Origin of the sequence: Paraburkholderia sp. BL23I1N1, assembly GCF_003610295.1 — a bacterium.
Taxonomy (GTDB): domain Bacteria; phylum Pseudomonadota; class Gammaproteobacteria; order Burkholderiales; family Burkholderiaceae; genus Paraburkholderia.
Genome location: NZ_RAPV01000001.1, coordinates 4,113,472 through 4,129,514, shown reverse-complemented (window position 1 = coordinate 4,129,514; position 16,043 = coordinate 4,113,472). Strand labels below are relative to the sequence as shown.

General features: G+C 62.3%; 16 protein-coding genes and 1 pseudogene. 11 read left to right on the top strand and 6 right to left on the bottom strand.

Going from position 1 to position 16,043, the window contains the following annotated elements:
* Window positions 1-9: 9 nt before the first annotated feature.
* On the bottom strand, window positions 10-363 hold the full coding sequence (locus B0G76_RS19275) for a DUF1214 domain-containing protein (protein ID WP_120293989.1): 354 nt from the start codon (window positions 361-363) through the stop codon (window positions 10-12).
* A 408-nt stretch (window positions 364-771) separates the two neighbouring features.
* Between B0G76_RS19275 and B0G76_RS19265 the strand changes: the two genes are divergently transcribed.
* The gene (locus tag B0G76_RS19265; RefSeq protein ID WP_120293988.1) at window positions 772-2,460 is read left to right on the top strand and encodes a hypothetical protein; all 1,689 of its coding nucleotides are present in this window, start codon (window positions 772-774) and stop codon (window positions 2,458-2,460) included.
* A gap of 92 nt (window positions 2,461-2,552) precedes the next feature.
* Here the strand turns inward: B0G76_RS19265 and B0G76_RS19260 are convergent, their stop codons facing one another.
* Window positions 2,553-3,575 (bottom strand): aldo/keto reductase, encoded by a 1,023-nt coding sequence (locus tag B0G76_RS19260; RefSeq protein WP_120293987.1) that lies wholly within the window; start codon window positions 3,573-3,575, stop codon window positions 2,553-2,555.
* A gap of 112 nt (window positions 3,576-3,687) precedes the next feature.
* Between B0G76_RS19260 and B0G76_RS19255 the strand changes: the two genes are divergently transcribed.
* Window positions 3,688-4,599, top strand: coding sequence for a LysR substrate-binding domain-containing protein (locus B0G76_RS19255; protein WP_120293986.1), 912 nt, complete (start codon window positions 3,688-3,690; stop codon window positions 4,597-4,599).
* 85 nt (window positions 4,600-4,684) lie between these two features.
* On the opposite strand, the gene B0G76_RS19250 is transcribed toward B0G76_RS19255, so the two are convergent.
* A complete protein-coding gene (locus tag B0G76_RS19250; RefSeq protein ID WP_120296549.1) occupies window positions 4,685-5,017 on the bottom strand; it encodes a DUF2322 family protein in 333 nt (110 codons plus the stop codon).
* 219 nt (window positions 5,018-5,236) lie between these two features.
* Between B0G76_RS19250 and B0G76_RS19245 the strand changes: the two genes are divergently transcribed.
* Window positions 5,237-5,698, top strand: coding sequence for a TerB family tellurite resistance protein (locus B0G76_RS19245; protein WP_120293985.1), 462 nt, complete (start codon window positions 5,237-5,239; stop codon window positions 5,696-5,698).
* Here the strand turns inward: B0G76_RS19245 and B0G76_RS19240 are convergent.
* The gene (locus B0G76_RS19240; RefSeq protein ID WP_120293984.1) at window positions 5,671-6,552 is read right to left on the bottom strand and encodes a LysR family transcriptional regulator; all 882 of its coding nucleotides are present in this window, start codon (window positions 6,550-6,552) and stop codon (window positions 5,671-5,673) included. The two genes, B0G76_RS19245 and B0G76_RS19240, sit on opposite strands and share 28 nt — an antisense overlap.
* A gap of 121 nt (window positions 6,553-6,673) precedes the next feature.
* Between B0G76_RS19240 and B0G76_RS19235 the strand changes: the two genes are divergently transcribed.
* From B0G76_RS19235 to B0G76_RS19220, 4 genes are all read left to right on the top strand, one after another.
* On the top strand, window positions 6,674-7,426 hold the full coding sequence (locus tag B0G76_RS19235; RefSeq protein ID WP_120293983.1) for a TerC family protein: 753 nt from the start codon (window positions 6,674-6,676) through the stop codon (window positions 7,424-7,426).
* Window positions 7,427-7,563: 137 nt separating this feature from the next.
* Entirely contained in the window at window positions 7,564-7,896 is a 333-nt protein-coding gene (locus tag B0G76_RS19230; protein WP_120293982.1) for a zf-TFIIB domain-containing protein, read from the top strand.
* A gap of 280 nt (window positions 7,897-8,176) precedes the next feature.
* The gene (locus B0G76_RS19225; RefSeq protein WP_120293981.1) at window positions 8,177-9,187 is read left to right on the top strand and encodes a beta-propeller fold lactonase family protein; all 1,011 of its coding nucleotides are present in this window, start codon (window positions 8,177-8,179) and stop codon (window positions 9,185-9,187) included.
* A gap of 48 nt (window positions 9,188-9,235) precedes the next feature.
* On the top strand, window positions 9,236-10,240 hold the full coding sequence (locus tag B0G76_RS19220) for a sterol desaturase family protein (protein WP_120293980.1): 1,005 nt from the start codon (window positions 9,236-9,238) through the stop codon (window positions 10,238-10,240).
* Window positions 10,241-10,263: 23 nt separating this feature from the next.
* On the opposite strand, the gene B0G76_RS19215 is transcribed toward B0G76_RS19220, so the two are convergent.
* Entirely contained in the window at window positions 10,264-11,088 is an 825-nt protein-coding gene (locus B0G76_RS19215; RefSeq protein WP_259460638.1) for a DUF2182 domain-containing protein, read from the bottom strand.
* Between the two features lie 41 nt (window positions 11,089-11,129).
* The gene (locus B0G76_RS19210; protein WP_120293979.1) at window positions 11,130-11,897 is read right to left on the bottom strand and encodes a DUF899 domain-containing protein; all 768 of its coding nucleotides are present in this window, start codon (window positions 11,895-11,897) and stop codon (window positions 11,130-11,132) included.
* Window positions 11,898-12,027: 130 nt separating this feature from the next.
* Here B0G76_RS19210 and B0G76_RS19205 point away from each other — a divergent pair, with 130 nt between their 5' ends.
* The 4 genes and pseudogenes from B0G76_RS19205 to glnH all read left to right on the top strand — a co-directional run bounded on the left by B0G76_RS19205 (window position 12,028) and on the right by glnH (window position 16,040).
* Window positions 12,028-13,248, top strand: a complete 1,221-nt coding sequence (locus tag B0G76_RS19205; protein ID WP_120293978.1) for a helix-turn-helix domain-containing protein — start codon at window positions 12,028-12,030, stop codon at window positions 13,246-13,248.
* A 9-nt stretch (window positions 13,249-13,257) separates the two neighbouring features.
* A complete protein-coding gene (locus B0G76_RS19200; RefSeq protein ID WP_120293977.1) occupies window positions 13,258-13,929 on the top strand; it encodes a glutaminyl-peptide cyclotransferase in 672 nt (223 codons plus the stop codon).
* Window positions 13,930-14,061: 132 nt separating this feature from the next.
* Window positions 14,062-15,016, top strand: a pseudogene (locus tag B0G76_RS19195) (aldo/keto reductase).
* A 271-nt stretch (window positions 15,017-15,287) separates the two neighbouring features.
* Entirely contained in the window at window positions 15,288-16,040 is a 753-nt protein-coding gene (gene glnH, locus B0G76_RS19190; protein WP_120293976.1) for a glutamine ABC transporter substrate-binding protein GlnH, read from the top strand.
* The last annotated feature ends 3 nt before the right edge of the window (window positions 16,041-16,043 follow it).

The following is a 16,043-nucleotide window of genomic DNA, read 5'->3' as shown; positions in this document are numbered from 1 at the left end:
AGAGCGACATCAAGGTAACAACTCAACCGGCGGCATTTTGAACGTACCGGCCAGCACGCCCCCCGTCGGTTCATAGGCGCGCGCAAACAGCGTGAAGTGGCGACCGTCGGCAGGCGTCGGCAGCCAATTCGCGGCTTGCGTATCTACCGGACGCTGTGCTTGCAACCAGATATCCACGCTGCCATCCGCATTGACCACAAGCCCTGGCGTGCGACTGCTGATCTGATAACGGTTGATCGGATTGGCGGCGAGGAACTGGCCGTCCTTATCGACCACAACGGGTGACCAGACGGAACCAGAGTGCCAATGACGATAGACGTGCCGTCGTTCACCGAAATCGTCCGAATGAACGTTGCGGCACATGGATTGGGATCGTCAGCAACAGCGCGATCATGCTTCAGGCACAACAGGGTGGTGCGAAAGCCGAACAGTAGCCCGCCTGCGGCCACGGCAGGCGCATAGTTAAAGGTCCTGAAGATCTCGGTGCTGCCGAGTACGTGATGGGGGTTCGCGAGTACGACTGTCGTTTTCGAAGCGTGCATGACAAGGTCCCTGAAATTAAAATGGATTAAACCATTTGATGTCAGGCGATCTCTATGAAAACCGGGCCTGGCTGGCGTCGGGTAATGCAAAGCGGATAAGCGGATTTGCAATGCGGGTTTGCCCCGAAATCGCCGCCACTAATTTTTCATCAAGCGTTGTTACGGTAGCCGGGTTGTACGTGCTAGTCCGTCTGAAAAGAACTTCCACCTATCCCACTGGAAACAACAGATGAAAACGACTCCCGTCTGCAACGCAACGCGCCGCCTGTCATTTCCCCGACCGGCTTCCACGGTAGCACTGGTGCTCTGCGCCGCCGCCCTCAACGCCCATGCCGATCAGTCCGACTTCCACGGTGACAACCGTTTCGAGCCAGGCTTACTGGTTGTAAGTCGAAGCGTCTACGACAACAAGTCAAGCAATGTTCAGGTCGGCACGGTCTTGCCGCCGAATTGCGCAGCCACCCAGGGCGGTTGCAGTGCGGCCACAGGCGCGCCGAACGACGGCACCTATCCCTACGTATGGAATAACGACGGCTACGACGGCAGCTTCGGCATTACGTCGCGAATCTTTCTCGATCAGCTTACGCCGTCAGGCGAGTGGGTGAGCTCGCTCGAAGTGCCCAACAGCTTGCAGAAATCGGCGGGGCGCGACCAGCTCGTCACCAGCTTCAGCTCCAAATCGGAACTCGGCCTGCACCTTTCGCTCGACGGTCAGTACCTGACCTTTATGGGTTATGTGGCGCCGGTCAATACCTTGGACGTCTCCAATTCGAACACGCCTGGCGTCGTCGATACCACTAATCCGGTGGGACAGAGCTACTATCGGGCGGTTGCACGCGTCGACCGCGACGGGCACTTCCGCTTCACCGAAACGAACGCCTATAGCGGCAACAACGGACGTTCGGCGATTCTGAATAACCGCGATGGCCAGGATTTCTTCTACACCGCCGGCAACGCGGGTAACGGTGCCAACCCGCAACCGGCCGGTGTGGTCGTCGGCGCCGGCGCACAATTGATCGACCCGACGAAAAAGCATGAGGCGCAGCAGGACCCGGGAACGCCGACGCCGGTCGCCAGCTTTTCCGTCACTGAACTGGGCGGGGCAGCGGACAAGATCGGCAAGGACGACAACTTCCGCGGCATGACCGTATTCAACAACGTCCTTTACTTTACGAAGGGCAGCGGCAGCAACGGTGTGAACACGGTGTACTTCGTGGATACCACTGGAAACGCCTGCCCGTCTGGCGTAGGTGTGCCGGCCGCCAATGCGGCATTGCCCAGCCAGCCGCTTTCTTACGACCCGACCACCGTCCAAACCAAGGGACTGCCAAACAATATGTGCGTGCTGGCCGGCTTCCCGGCGACGCTCAATAAGACCGCGACTACGTTCTCCTACCCATTTGGCCTCTGGTTCGCCAATGCGACGACGCTCTATGTGGCGGACGAAGGCGATGGCTACACGGGCGGCGCCGATCTTTACACGCACGCAGCCGCGCAGACTGGCGCGGGTCTGCAGAAGTGGGTGTACAACGCCGGTACGAAAAAGTGGACGCTCGCCTACACCCTGCAAGCCGGTCTGAATCTTGGCCAGCCATACACGGTGTCGGGATACCCGACCGGCTCCAATACGGCAACTGGACTGCCATGGGCGCCGGCAACGGATGGGCTGCGCAACCTGACCGGCCGCGTCGAAAATGACGGCACGGTGACGCTCTGGGCAATCACGTCGACCACCAGCGGCAACGGCGATGTGGGCGCGGATCCGAACAAGCTGGTTGTCATTCGCGACCTGCTCGCGAATACGACTGCCACTGGTGCCGCACGCGAGAAATTTGTCGCGTTGCGAGGCGCGGGCTTTGGTGAGGTACTGCGTGGCGTCTCGTTCGCGCCGGGTACTGATCGGGACCACCGCTTTTGATGAAATAGTGACGCACTGACAACCGGGTGAAGCCACGCCACAGCGCATTTGACTGTGCGTGGCTCACCCGGTTTTCACAACGCGTCAACCCGTCAGGCCGTGTGGCCGTGACGGCCCTGTTCGCTGTCGAGATGCGCCATCTGTGCCGCCGCGTAACGTTCGCCTGCTGCGGCTCCCTTCGGTACGGCCTGTGCGATCGCAGCCAGATCGTCCGCCGTGAGCGTCACATCCACCGCCCCGAGCGCTTCGGCAAGACGATCGCGACGGCGCGCGCCAACGAGCGGCACGATATCGCTGCCCTGCGCCGCAACCCACGCAATCGCGATCTGCGCAACCGAGACGCCTTTAGCCCCGGCCACCTTGCGAAGCGCGTCCACGAGCGCGAGATTGCGATCGACGTTGTCCCCCTGAAAGCGCGGACTCACAGCGCGAAAATCGCCTTGCCCAGCGGAGTCCTTGCTCCAGTGGCCGCTAATCAAGCCGCGGGATAGCACGCCGTAGGCCGTCACGCCGATCCCGAGTTCGCGGCACGCCGGCAGGATCTCGTCTTCAATGCTGCGCGAAATCAGCGAGTACTCGATTTGCAGGTCGCTCACCGGGTGCACCACTGCCGCACGGCGAATGGTCGCGGCGCCCACTTCGGACAAACCGACGTGCCGCACATAGCCGGCTTTGATCATGTCGGCAATCGCCCCGACCGTGTCTTCGACAGGCACGTTGGGATCGAGCCGTGCGGAACGGTAGATGTCGATATGATCGACGCCCAGCCGCTGCAGCGAATAGCCGAGAAAGTTTTTGACCGCTGCGGGACGCGCATCGTAGAGCGACCAGCCCCCTGCGGGGTCGCGCATCGCCCCGAATTTCACGCTAATGATCGCCGCGTCGCGGCGTGAAGGCGGCGCGCTTTTCAACGCCTCGCCGATCAGGATTTCGTTGTGGCCGGAGCCATAGAAATCGCCGGTATCGAGCAGCGTAACGCCGGCTTCGAGCGCGGCGTGGATCGTCGCAATGCTTTCGGCGCGGTCGGACGGACCGTACATGCCCGACATACCCATGCAGCCGAGACCGATGGCGGAGCTTTGCGGACCCGTCTTACCCAGTTGAAGTTGCTTCATGATGTTCCTCGGTAGTTGCGCCGCAAGAAAGGCGCTCGACCTGAAGTATCAGCCAAATTATCGCGTGCGATAATCCGCCTCAATCTGGACGACTCGTGCGGAAAAACGAACAATGCAGGAACCCGATCTTTCCGATTTGAAAGCCTATGTCGCCGTCACGCGAGCACGCGGATTCCGCCATGCGGCATTGACGGGCGGCGTGTCGGCCTCATCGCTTAGCGAAGCGGTTCGACGACTCGAACAGCAGCTTGGCGTCAGGCTGCTCAACCGGACGACGCGCAGCGTCACGCCGACAGAAGCCGGGCAGCGTCTTTTCGAGCGGCTCGCGCCGGCCTTCGGGGAAATCACCATCGCGCTGGATGCGGTGAACCTCTTTCGCGAGAGCCCTACAGGCACGCTGAGGTTGAACGTTCCGTCGATTGCGGCAAGAGAAATCCTGCCCGCGCTTCTCTCCCGCTTCCTTGCCGCACATCCGGGTATCACTGTGGACGTCGGGACCAACGATACGTTCATCGATATCCTCGCGGCGGGCTTCGATGCCGGCATCCGCTACGACGAACGCCTCGAGCGCGACATGATCGCCGTGCCGATCGGCCCGCGCGTCCAGCATTTCATCGCGGCGGCTTCGCCAGCCTACCTCGCGGCGCGTGGCGTACCGCAGCATCCAGGCGAACTGCTCAACCACGCGTGTATCGGGCACCGCTTCGACAGCGGCGTGCTCGCGACATGGGAATTCAGATGGGGCGACGAAGTCGTGCGGATCGAGCCGAACGGACCGATGATCGCCTCCGTGATCGAACTGGAAAGAGGCGCGGCCATTGCGGGACTGGGAATCGTCTATTCGTTCGATGAGTTTCTGCGGCCGGCCATCGAGCAAGGCGCGCTCGTGCCGGTGCTCGACGGGTGGTGTCAATCCTTCTCGGGACCATTCCTGTACTACCCGAGCCGGACGCATATGCCGGCACCGCTGCGGGCATTCGTTGACTTTGTTCTTGCCGCCAATGAGTCGGGTGCTCATCCATAGGGCGATAGGGCAAGATGGCCGGGTATGGGCTACGGCGCGGACCTGCGTCATGCGATCCACGCCGTGCGCTGCTAAGGCGACGCGTTCAGCCGGCTGCGACGACTTCGATACGCAACGCGTCCCCGCCGGCTGCAATCGCCAGCAAATGGTCGACGTTCGGGTGCGCGCCCGGACGGTTGCGCGCGTCGGCCGTGTGCTCGGCGAACACCGCGAGGCCGTGTTCGGCCGCCTTGGTGTCCAGCGTGCCGAAGGTTTGTTGCAGATAGTGGTACACCGCCAGCGAGCCCTGCTTGCCCGGCTTGTTCTCGATGCTCGCCATCACGGCACCTTTGCCGTCGAGTAGATCGATACGTTCGATGCCACCGATGGCAGGCAGTTGGGCGAGGTTGTCCTTGAACACGTTGCTCGGTTGAATCACTGAAAACACTCCTTCTATTCGGAAAAATACGGCGAGCCGTATCTTATCCGATAGGGTGTCGCGCATCGCGTTCAACAAGGTGGCTACATTCAGGTCATTTCAGAAGATTCGGTTTTTCCGAACCTTCATTCACGGATTAGCAGATTTATCCGTTCCCCAACCTGACGCAGACTAAGGCTCACCACCACTGCGGACATTGTCCGCGCCAGGAGCCCAAACATGCGTACCTATCCGCGCAACAGTCCTCAAGCCGCCGCACGTATCGTCGCGCTGGCGCTCATTTCCGACGGGCACGTCAGCAGCGCGGAAGAGCGCGCCCTTGAAAATCTGGATATCGCCGGCGAACTCGGTCTCGCGCCGGCGCAATTCGCGCAGATCGTGCAGACGATGTGCGAGGATCAATCGGTCGCGCACACCCCAGCGGTTGGCCAACTCGATGCGGCCCTGATCACCACGCTGCTCGGCGAGATCGACGACCCTGCGTTGCGCCGCCGGGTGATCCGGCTGTGCCTCGCCGTCACCATCGCGGACAACTATCTGGCGGACGGCGAAATCGCCTTGCTCGCAGCGGTGTTCAGGGCGTGGGGACCTCAGCCAAACCAGGCCGCAGGCCGGCACATTCCAGTGCCCGCCGTGTCAGATGCGCCGCGCGCTCACGCACGACCGGCGGCGACCACCTGAGAAGCGAGCACATGATGTTGCCCACGCCGCGAGCGGATCGCGTGGATCTCTTCGACCACGCCTTCCGCCCGGCCGAGCCAGCGCAGTCCGCGCAGCAGCGCGACGTCTTCCGCGCCCAGTTCCGCGAGCGGAAACACGCCGAGACCGCGCGCGGCGAACACTGCCATCAGCGCGCTGTCTTCGAATTCTCCGACGATCCGCGGCCGGATCCCTTCGGCTTCGAACCACCGGTCGAGCCGCGCGCGCAACGCGGCGTGCCCGGTGGGCAAAAGCACCGGCAGATCGGCCAGGCACTGCGGAAAACCGGCACGGGCCGCCTTGTGGACGATCTCCGCCGGGCCATACCAGTCGACGGGCGAACCGACGAGGCGCTGGCTCACCACGCGCAGGTCCGCGTTGTGCGGCGCGGGCTGGCAAGCCAGGACGAGATCGAGCCGATGAAGCGCGAGTTCGGACAACAACTGCGCATGTTCGCCTTCGTGACAGAGCAGCCTGAGCGACGGCGTATTCAGCACCGGCGCCAGCAACGCGTGTGCGGCGAGCTTGGAGATTCCATCGGAAAGCCCCACGGCGAGCCGTGCAATCCGTTCGCCGCCCGTCTCGCGCATTTCGTCGAGCAGCGCCTCGCCAATCTGAAAAATCTGCTCCGCGCGATCGAATGCCGTTTCGCCCGCTTCGGTCATTGTGACGCCGCGCCCGGCCGGTTTCAGCAACTGACGTCCGATCGATTTTTCCAGCTCGCGCACCTGCGCGCTGATCGTCTGAACCGCCATGTCGAGACGCTCGGCCGCGCGCGCGAAGCCGCCTTCTTTCACGACGATCCAGAAATAGTAGAGATGGCGGTAGTTGAGCATGATGTAGACACTTCGAAAAAACCGATATATCGCTCAGATTATCACTGATTTATCCGAATCATGAAGACAGCGATGATGATGCCATACCGACGTTACCCGTCACCCTTTGCTTACGGACCCCATGGACTCCCTGCTCATACTCGCTGCTGATCCTGCCGCATGGGCTGCGCTTTTCACGCTGGTCGTGATGGAAATCGTGCTCGGCATCGACAACCTGATCTTCATCTCGATCCTCAGCAACAAGCTGCCGGAAGCACAGCGCGCGCGTACGCAGCGTCTGGGCATCATGCTCGCGCTCGTGTTGCGGCTCGGCCTGCTCGGCACCGTCGCGTGGATCGCGCAGCTGACCGCGCCCGCCGTGACGTTGCTCGGCCACGCGTTTTCATGGCGCGATCTGATTCTGCTCGGTGGCGGCCTGTTCCTCGTCTGGAAGGCGACGAGTGAAATTCACCACAACGTCGTCCATGCGGAAGAAGTGCGCGACAAGGCGAATGCAACCGTCCAGTTGACCGCCATGGCCGCGATTGGACAAATCCTGGTGCTCGATATCGTGTTTTCGGTCGACAGCATCATCACCGCGGTGGGGATGACCGAGCACATGCCGATCATGTTCATTGCCGTGATTGCCGCGGTCACCGTGATGCTGTTCGCCGCCAACCCGCTGTCGCGCTTCATCGATCGTAATCCGACCATCGTCATGCTCGCGCTCGGTTTCCTGCTCGTGATCGGCATGACGCTCATCGCGGAAGGTTTTGGTTCGCATGTGCCGAAGGCTTATATCTACGCGGCCATGGCGTTCTCCGCGTTCGTCGAGGCACTGAACATGCTCGTGCGCCGGGCGAAATCGAAGCGGGTGGTTAGCGTGGAGCAATGAGTCCCCGTGTCACGGCCGCGCACGAAAAGCGCGGCCCGACACACTCGAACGAAGTAGCGCCAGATCGTTTTTTATCGGCGTCAGGCGCCTCGCCATGTTGAGTGTTCGATGTCTTTTTACCCTTGAGGAGCGACGAAATGAAATGCCCCGTTTGCAAGACCACTGATCTGCTGATGACCGAGCGGCGCTCGATCGAAATCGACTATTGCCCGGTCTGCCGCGGCGTGTGGCTCGATCGCGGCGAACTCGACAAGCTGATCGAGCAGGACACAGGCAGCCCCGACGTATCGGCTAACGCTGCCGTACGCACGAGCCGGGACGGCCACCCGGATCGCGATCGCGACCGCGCATACAACCGCGACCATGCGTACGACAACCACCGCGATAACCGCACGTATGACAGTCACCGCACGGAATATCGGGGACACAAGAAAAAGCGCTCACTTTTCGACATGTTCGATTTCGATTGAACGTGTCCGCGGGCACAAGAACCAGGCGGCTAGTATTGAATCAAGGGCGCGCGCTGAAATCAGCCGCGCCCTTTTGCTTTTCCTCTCCGGCATGGCCTCCGCCCTTGTCGAACCCTTCATATAAATAACATCGCGTCGCGTGTCATCGACAGAGCGAACTGGGGCGTTAAGGCGTTAACGGATAGAGCGCGGGTTGAGCGCACTCCACGCGCGCCGAATCCCCTTGCGCGCGCCGCCATGATATTCCCCCAATTTGTTTTCCCGCCCGTCTCCCGTCCAGATGCCAATTTCTATCGTTTCGATTACAAAAGCCGGCGCGCTTGCCGCGCTCACCTATTGCACGCTGACCATGGCGATGCCGGCGCAGGCCGCCGACAACGTCATTGTGCTCGACTCCGGCCAAGCCCAACTGACGCTGATCGATCCCGCTACGCACAAGGTCATCGGCACGGAGCCGACCGGTAAGGAACCGCATCATCTGATGATTACCCCCGACGGTCACTCGCTGATCGTCGCGGATTCGATCTCGAACGATCTGATGTTTCTCGATCCGCACACCGGCAAGGTGCAGCGCAAGGTCGACGATATTGAAGATCCCTATCAACTCGGTTTCTCGCCCGATCACAAATGGTTCGTGACAGCAGGCCTGCGACTGGATCGCGTCGACGTGTACCACTACGACGGCCAGAACATGACGCTCGCCAAACGCGTCCCGCTCTCGAAGACGCCGAGCCACATGACGTTCTCGTCCGATAGCAAGATCGTGTTCGTCACGCTGCAGGACACCGGCGAAGTTGCCGCGATCGATCTGGCGACACAGTCCGTGCTCTGGAAACTGCACGTGGGCAATACGCCCGCCGGCCTCTGGATGACGCCGGGCGACCGCTATCTGTTGATCGGCATGACGGGCGAAGACGACGTCGCCGTGGTCGACTGGCACACGCAACAGGTCGTGAAAAGAATCCAGACGGGGCGCGGCGCGCACAACTTCCGCAACCTCGACGACGGCCATCATGTGGCTCTCACGAACCGCGTGGAAAGCACGATCAGCATTCTCGATTACAACACGCTGACGAAAACCGCCGACATCACCGGGCTCATGCCCGGCCCCGACGACATGGAACTGTCCGCGGATAAGCGCTATCTGTGGGTCACATTCCGTTTTTCGCGGCATGTCGGCATCATCGACCTGACAACGCATAAACTTATCGACACAATCGCTGTCGGACGCTCACCGCACGGTTTGTATTTCGCCAACCGTGCACCCGTGTATGCGCCCAATCCAGATTGAACAGGCTTTCGTTTTGATAACAGCACCCGCAAATTCAAGAGGCTTTCGATGATCCACGAAATCGTCGCGCAACTCGACAATGGCATTTCGACATTGCAGACGCTGCTGTACGTCGACGTGGTGCAGCCGTTTTTCTATCGCTTCGGCCTGATGGGATACGACGAGGACACCTACGACGCACTCTATTGGGTGATCGTCGGCGTGCTGGAAATACTCTTCACGTATATCGCATTGCGGCCGCTGGAAGCGCTGCGGCCCGTCGAGGCGTGGTCCGATCGCAAAGCGCTGCGAGCCGATGTGATCTACACGTGGATCGCCAAGCTCGGCATCATTAATATCGCGTTCTTCTTCATGCTGCAGCCGCTGTTCAATCATTGGCAGAGCCTGATGGCGATCTACAACGTGCCGAACATCGATATCGACGGGCTGTGGCCGGGGGTCACCGATCAACCGGTTGTGTCGTTCCTCATCTATCTGATCGTGCTCGATTTCTTCGGGTACTGGTATCACCGCTGGCAGCACCGCTTCGGCGTGTGGTGGGAATTGCACGCTGTGCACCACAGCCAGCAGCAGATGTCGCTGTGGGCCGACGACCGCAATCACTTTCTCGACGACATCATTCAAGCCGCGTTCTTCGCCGCGATTTCGCTGTTCATCGGCGTGCAGCCGGCGCAGTTCGTGGTGCTGGTTGCGGTCGGCAACTTCATGCAAAGCGTGCAGCACGTCAACGCGCGCTTGCCGTATGGATGGCTGCTCGAACGCGTGATCGTGAGCCCGCTTTTCCATCGGCGTCATCATGCGATCGGCTACGGCCATGAAGGCACGCGCTACGGCTGTAATTTCGGCGTGCTGTTTCCGTGGTGGGACATGATGTTCAGAACCGCGTCGTGGGACCGTACCGTCGAGCCGACCGGCATTCGCGACCAGCTGCCCGTGCCGCACGGCGCGGCGCGCTCCTATGGTGACGGATTGATCGCGCAGCAATGGCGCGCGTTTGGCCGCATCGCCATGCGTCTGCGGGGACAGCGCAACTACGGCGGCGTGACGGACTGATCGTTATCGCGGTGACGTGGGGTTTATGGAAACACCACGGCCCGCGCGATCAGCAACACCCCTGCGCCGACAATGCCAGCCCCCATGACGCGCGCCACGCACTCGCCGTGTGGCGCGAGACGCTCGACGGTAATCGCCGCCGTCACGACAGCCATTACTCGTAAATCCATGACCCCGGCAACCAGAAGGATCAAGGTCAGGCCGCCACAGCAGTAGCAGCAGTGAAGGCCGAGGCGCATGCCGTGCCGCCATGCGGTGGCGGCGGCGCGTGTAGGCAGCCGATGCAACCCGGACAACCCTGGGCAGCGCCCCGGCACCTCCCGGCAGCAGGCTAGACGGCGTGCCTTCCATTCGGTGAACTGCAGCGCCCCGGCGATCAGCACGATCACGCCCACCGCGAGCGGAACGGCACGCGCCAGCGCCGGCAGTTCCATCTCGAGCGCCGCCAGCGCAGCGCCCACCGGAAATGCGGCCACACCGAACATGGTCCACACGCAGTAGTACCCCGCGCCCACTAACACCGTGAGCCAGCCCAGGCGCGTTTCGCCCGTCCCGCCAACGGCCTCGCGGTAGCGCCACAGCATAGGCACGAGCGACGGCAGCATCATCGCGACCATCATCACGATCCACATGCCGAGGAACGACGCCGCGAGGCCTGGCCACGTCTGTCCACACGTCCGCATCCACGCCATCGACATGGTCCAGCCGCCAGGCATCGGCATTTCGCCCATCGCCGACATGGACGCGGCGCCGACGATGGTCACCGCCGCGCTGACGGCGAAGAGCAGCGCCGAGACGCCGAGGAACGCCCGCTGCGAAACTGGCACGCCGATCAGGTGTCCCGACATTTCCCGTCCTCCGGTTGCGCTAACGTGTCCCATCATCCGGCTCAGCGCGGCTCGTACTCGTCGTGGCGCTTCCACCAGACACCCGTCTCGTTGCGGCCCATCGGGGCGCGGTCGAGCCACTGATACATGCCCCAGATGCCGTCCACGCCGCGCGCATAGGTGGAATAGGTGTGATAAACGACGCCGTCCTCGAGTACGAACGCGCTCAAACCCGGCCGGTCGCGTGTGTACGTCGCCGGGTCGGTTCCGCAGGTGGCCGCGAACCGGGCGACGGGTTCCGGCACCTGTGCCGCGTCCATCGCGTAGCCGCCGCGTTCGTAGTTGTATTCGATGCTCCCTTCACGCTGCTGCGCCTCGGTGAACGAGATGTTGAAGTCGAAGTTGAAGTCGCTTCCGTATGAGGACGCCCAGGGGAACGTCCACCCCATGCGGCGCTGGTACGCCTGCAGCTTCTCCAACGGCGCGCGCGACACCGCCGAAAGCGTGACGTCGTGATTCGCCAGATGAATCGCGACGCCATCGAACCCATCCGCGATCGACGAGCACGACGGGCACCCCGCCTTGTAGTCGGGCCCGAACATGAAGTGGTACACGAGGAGCTGCGAGCGTCCTTTGAAGAGGTCCGCGAGCGAGGCGCTTCCTGCGTCGGTTTCGAATCGGTACATCTTGTCGATTCGCACCCAGGGCAGTGCCTGCCGCTGCTGCGCCACCGCGTCGCTCTGCCGCGTGAGCGCCTTCTCCGCCTTGAGCAGGTCGAGCCGCGCGGCCAGCCACGCTTCGCGTGTCCCTGTCGTATGTGTCGTGGTCATGCTTTCCTCCGTGGGCGTCCTGTGTCGCTCGCTCAATTGCCGATGCGACGGACTGGTTGGTGGTCGTGCTAGATTAGTCACGGGCACCTGAACGGTGGGAGTGACAAGTGTGGCGGGATTCGAAACGACTATGGACTCGCTAGTGACGGCCGCGGCACGGGCGCTCGCGGCGGGCGACCCGCTCGGCGCGCTGAACCACGTCGCCTTGCGCGACGACGCACCTGCGCTCGCGCTGCGAGGCATCGCGATGGCGCAGCTCGGCGACCTCGTTCGAGCGAAAGCGCTGGTGCGAAGCGCGGCGCGCGCCTTTGGCACGAAACAGCCTGTGGCCCGCGCGAGATGTGTGGTCGCCGAGGCCGAAATCGCGCTCGCCTCCCGCGATCTGGGCTGGCCGGCGAAGGCGCTCGACGCCGCGCGGGCGACGCTCGAAGCCCACGGTGATCTTCTGAATGCCGCACATGCCCGGTATCTCGAAGTGCGGCGCCTGCTCCTGATCGGGCGCCTCGACGAAGCCGAGCACCTCCTCGCCAAACTCGATCCCGCCCCCTTCCCGCCCGCGCCGAGAGCCGCCCACGAGCTGGTCGTCGCGGGGATCGCGATGCGCCGCCTGCAGACGAAAACCGCGCACGCGGCACTCGCGAGGGCTGAGCGCGCCGCGCGCCATGCCGGTATCCCGTCGCTCACTGCCGAGGTCGAAAGCGCACGCCTTCTGCTGAACACGCCCGCCGCACGGCTGCTTGCGCACGGCGAGGAACGCCCCCTGCTACTCGAAGAGGTCGAGGCGCTAATGGCGTCGAAGGCGCTCATCGTGGACGCGTGCCGTTACGTCGTACGTGAAGCCAACATCGTGGTTCCGCTCGCGCGGCGTCCGGTGTTGTTCGCGCTCGCACGCGCATTGGCCGAAGCGTGGCCCGAAGACGTGTCGAGGGACGCGCTCATCGCGCGCGCATTCCGGACGAAGCACGCCGATGAATCGCATCGCGCGCGACTGCGTGTCGAAGTCGGGCGGCTTCGCGCGTTGCTTGGAACGCTGGCCGGCGTGAGCGCGACGAAGCGGGGCTTTGCGCTGGTGCCGCAAGGCGCGCGCGAGGTTGTCGTGCTCGCGCGGCCGGTCGAAGAGCCGCATGCGATGGTGCTCGCCTTCCTGGCCGACGGCGAGTCGTGGTCGAGCTCGGCGCTCGCGATAGCGCTGGACGCCAGCCAGCGCACCATGCAGCGGGCACTCGACTCGCTGGCCGCTGCCGGCAAGGTGCAGTCGTTCGGCCGCGGGCGGGCGCGACGCTGGATGACGCCGCCCATGCCCGGATTCACGACGACTTTGTTACTCCCCGCTCCCCTACCGAGTAATTAGGATCGAATCATGAATAAATCAGCCGCCAAAATCGTCCGTGAATATGGGCCCTTTCCGGGTGTCGACCAAGTGGGGGGCGTCACGTATGACGGTCAGCACGTCTGGATTGCTGCCGGAGACAAACTGAACGCCTTCGATCCCTCGAACGGAGAAACGCTACGCTCGATCGAGGTTGCCGCGCGGGCAGGAACGGCCTTCGACGGTCAGTACCTGTTTCAGATCGGCGGCGGTCGCATCCAGAAGATCGATCCGAATTCTGGCAGCGTGCTCGCCACGATCCCGGCGCCGGGCGGCGACGACGGTAACTCGGGGCTCGCGTGGGCCGAAGGCTCGCTCTGGGTGGGCCGCTATCGCGACCGCAAGATTCTTCAGGTCGATCCCCAAACGGGGGCGATTCTTCGCACCATCGAATCGAACCGCTTCGTCACCGGGGTCACCTGGAACGACGGAGAACTCTGGCACGCCACCTGGGAAGACGACGCGAGCGAGCTGAGACGAATCGATCCTCATACGGGAGAAGTCCTGGAGAGCCTCGAGATGCCACCTGGCGTATTCGTGTCCGGGCTTGAATCCGATGGCGGCGATCAGTTCTTTTGCGGCGGCGGTGGCAGCGGGAAGGTGCGAACCTTACGCCGACCCGCGCGAGACACCGAGCTTCCCGTCGAGTCCGCGAGCGAGTAGGCGAAGCGGGCCTGCGTGCACCATAGATGAATTTTCCTCAATACCTTATGCAATCCCAGCCCGATTGTTGAGCCGCGCACAACAGCATTAGATCGTCTGCACCCATCGATAACAGACGAAAGGAGCAGGCGCATGCAACATCGCAAGCTTGGCAACAGTGGTCTTGAGGTATCGGCGATCGGCCTCGGTTGCATGGGATTGAGCTACGGCTACGGCCCCGCAACCGAAAAGTCCGAAGGCATCAAAGTGATCCGGGCCGCCTTCGACCAAGGCGTGACGTTCTTCGATAGCGCCGAAGCCTATGGACCGTTTGTTAACGAGGAACTCCTCGGCGAGGCGCTGGCGCCGTTTCGCGATCAAGGAAGGCGACGTGAGCCAGGGCCTGGACAGCCGGCCGGAACGCATCCGTGCCGTCGTCGAGGTTTCGCTTAAGCGCCTGAACACCGATCGCATCGATCTGCTCTACCAGCATCGCGTCGACCCGAACGTGCCGATCGAAGACGTCGCCGGCGCCGTCAAGGCGTTGATCCAGCAGGGCAAGGTCAAGCACTTCGGTCTCTCCGAAGCGGGCGCGAAGTCGATTCGCCGTGCCCACGCGGTGCAGCCCGTGGCGGCTCTGCGAAGCGAGTATTCGATGTGGTGGCGTGAACCGGAAGAATCCGTGCTCCCGACGCTGGAGGAACTGGGCATCGGCTTCGTGCCGTTCAGTCCGCTCGGCAAGGGTTTCCTCACCGGCGCCATCGACGCGAATACCACGTTTGACAAAACCGACTTCCGCAGTATCGTGCCGCGCTTCTCGGAAGAAAATCGCAAGGCCAATGCGGGCCTCGTCGAGGTGCTGGGCCGGATCGCCGGCAGCAAAGGCGCGACTCGCGCACAGATCGCCCTTGCCTGGTTGCTGGCGCAAAAGCCGTGGATCGTGCCGATTCCGGGTACCACCAAGCTGCATCGGCTGACGGAGAACGTCGGCGCGGCCGCGGTCGAATTGTCGGCAGACGATCAGTCCGCTATCGAAGCCGCCCCGCGGGAGATCAAGGTGGTCGGCGACCGCTACCCGGCCCATCTGCAACAGCGCGTGGACCGCTAACGCGCCCGCAGTGCCCGCACTACTCTGCCTGACGGCAGATCTGGAACTACACCTGGATCGACACAATGGACAACAAACAACAAATGTTGTCGATCCAGGGTTTTCATCACCAGAAATAGCTGTTGCCAAACTTTTTGTTGTCGTAGTATCCGCTTTGACAACACATGTTGCCATATAGGCGGGTTGCGCATCGCATGTTGCGACGCCACCCGGTGTCAGTCAGCCGTCCCTTGACGCTGTCAGGGGTATTGCCCACCACCGCGGAGAAGTTATGGGACGTCGATCCTTCCTCATGTCTATGGTTGCTGTCGCCATGCTCGGCACAACCCTCGCCCACGCCGACGATAAAGAACTCATCGTCGGCACCGACACCTCGTTCATGCCGTTCGAATTCAAGCAAGGCGACAAGTACGTCGGCTTCGATCTCGACCTGTGGGCGGAAATCGCAAAAGATCAGGGCTGGAAATACAAGATTCAGCCGATGGACTTCAGCGGCCTGATTCCGGCCCTGCAAACGCAGAACATCGACGTCGCGCTCTCGGGCATGACGATCAAGGAAGAGCGCAAGAAAGCAATCGATTTCTCCGATCCGTACTACGACAGCGGGCTCGCCGCGATGGTGCAGACCGGGAACACCAGCATCAAATCCATCGACGACCTGAATGGCAAAGTTATCGCCGCCAAAACGGGCACGGCCACCATCGACTGGATCAGGGCGCACCTGAAGCCGAAGGAAATTCGCCAGTTCCCGAACATCGACCAGGCCTATCTGGCGCTGGAAGCAGGCCGGGTGGACGCCGCCATGCACGACACGCCGAATGTGCTCTATTTCGTCAGCACCGCCGGCAAAGACAAGGTGAAGGTTGCCGGCACGCCGGTCAGCGGCGACAAATACGGCATCGGTTTTCCGAAGGGCAGTCCGCTCGTCACCAAGGTCAACCAGGAGTTGGCCAAGATGAAAGCCGACGGCCGTTACGCGACGCTGTACAAGAAGTGGTTCGGTTCGGAGCCGCCCAAGTCGTAATCG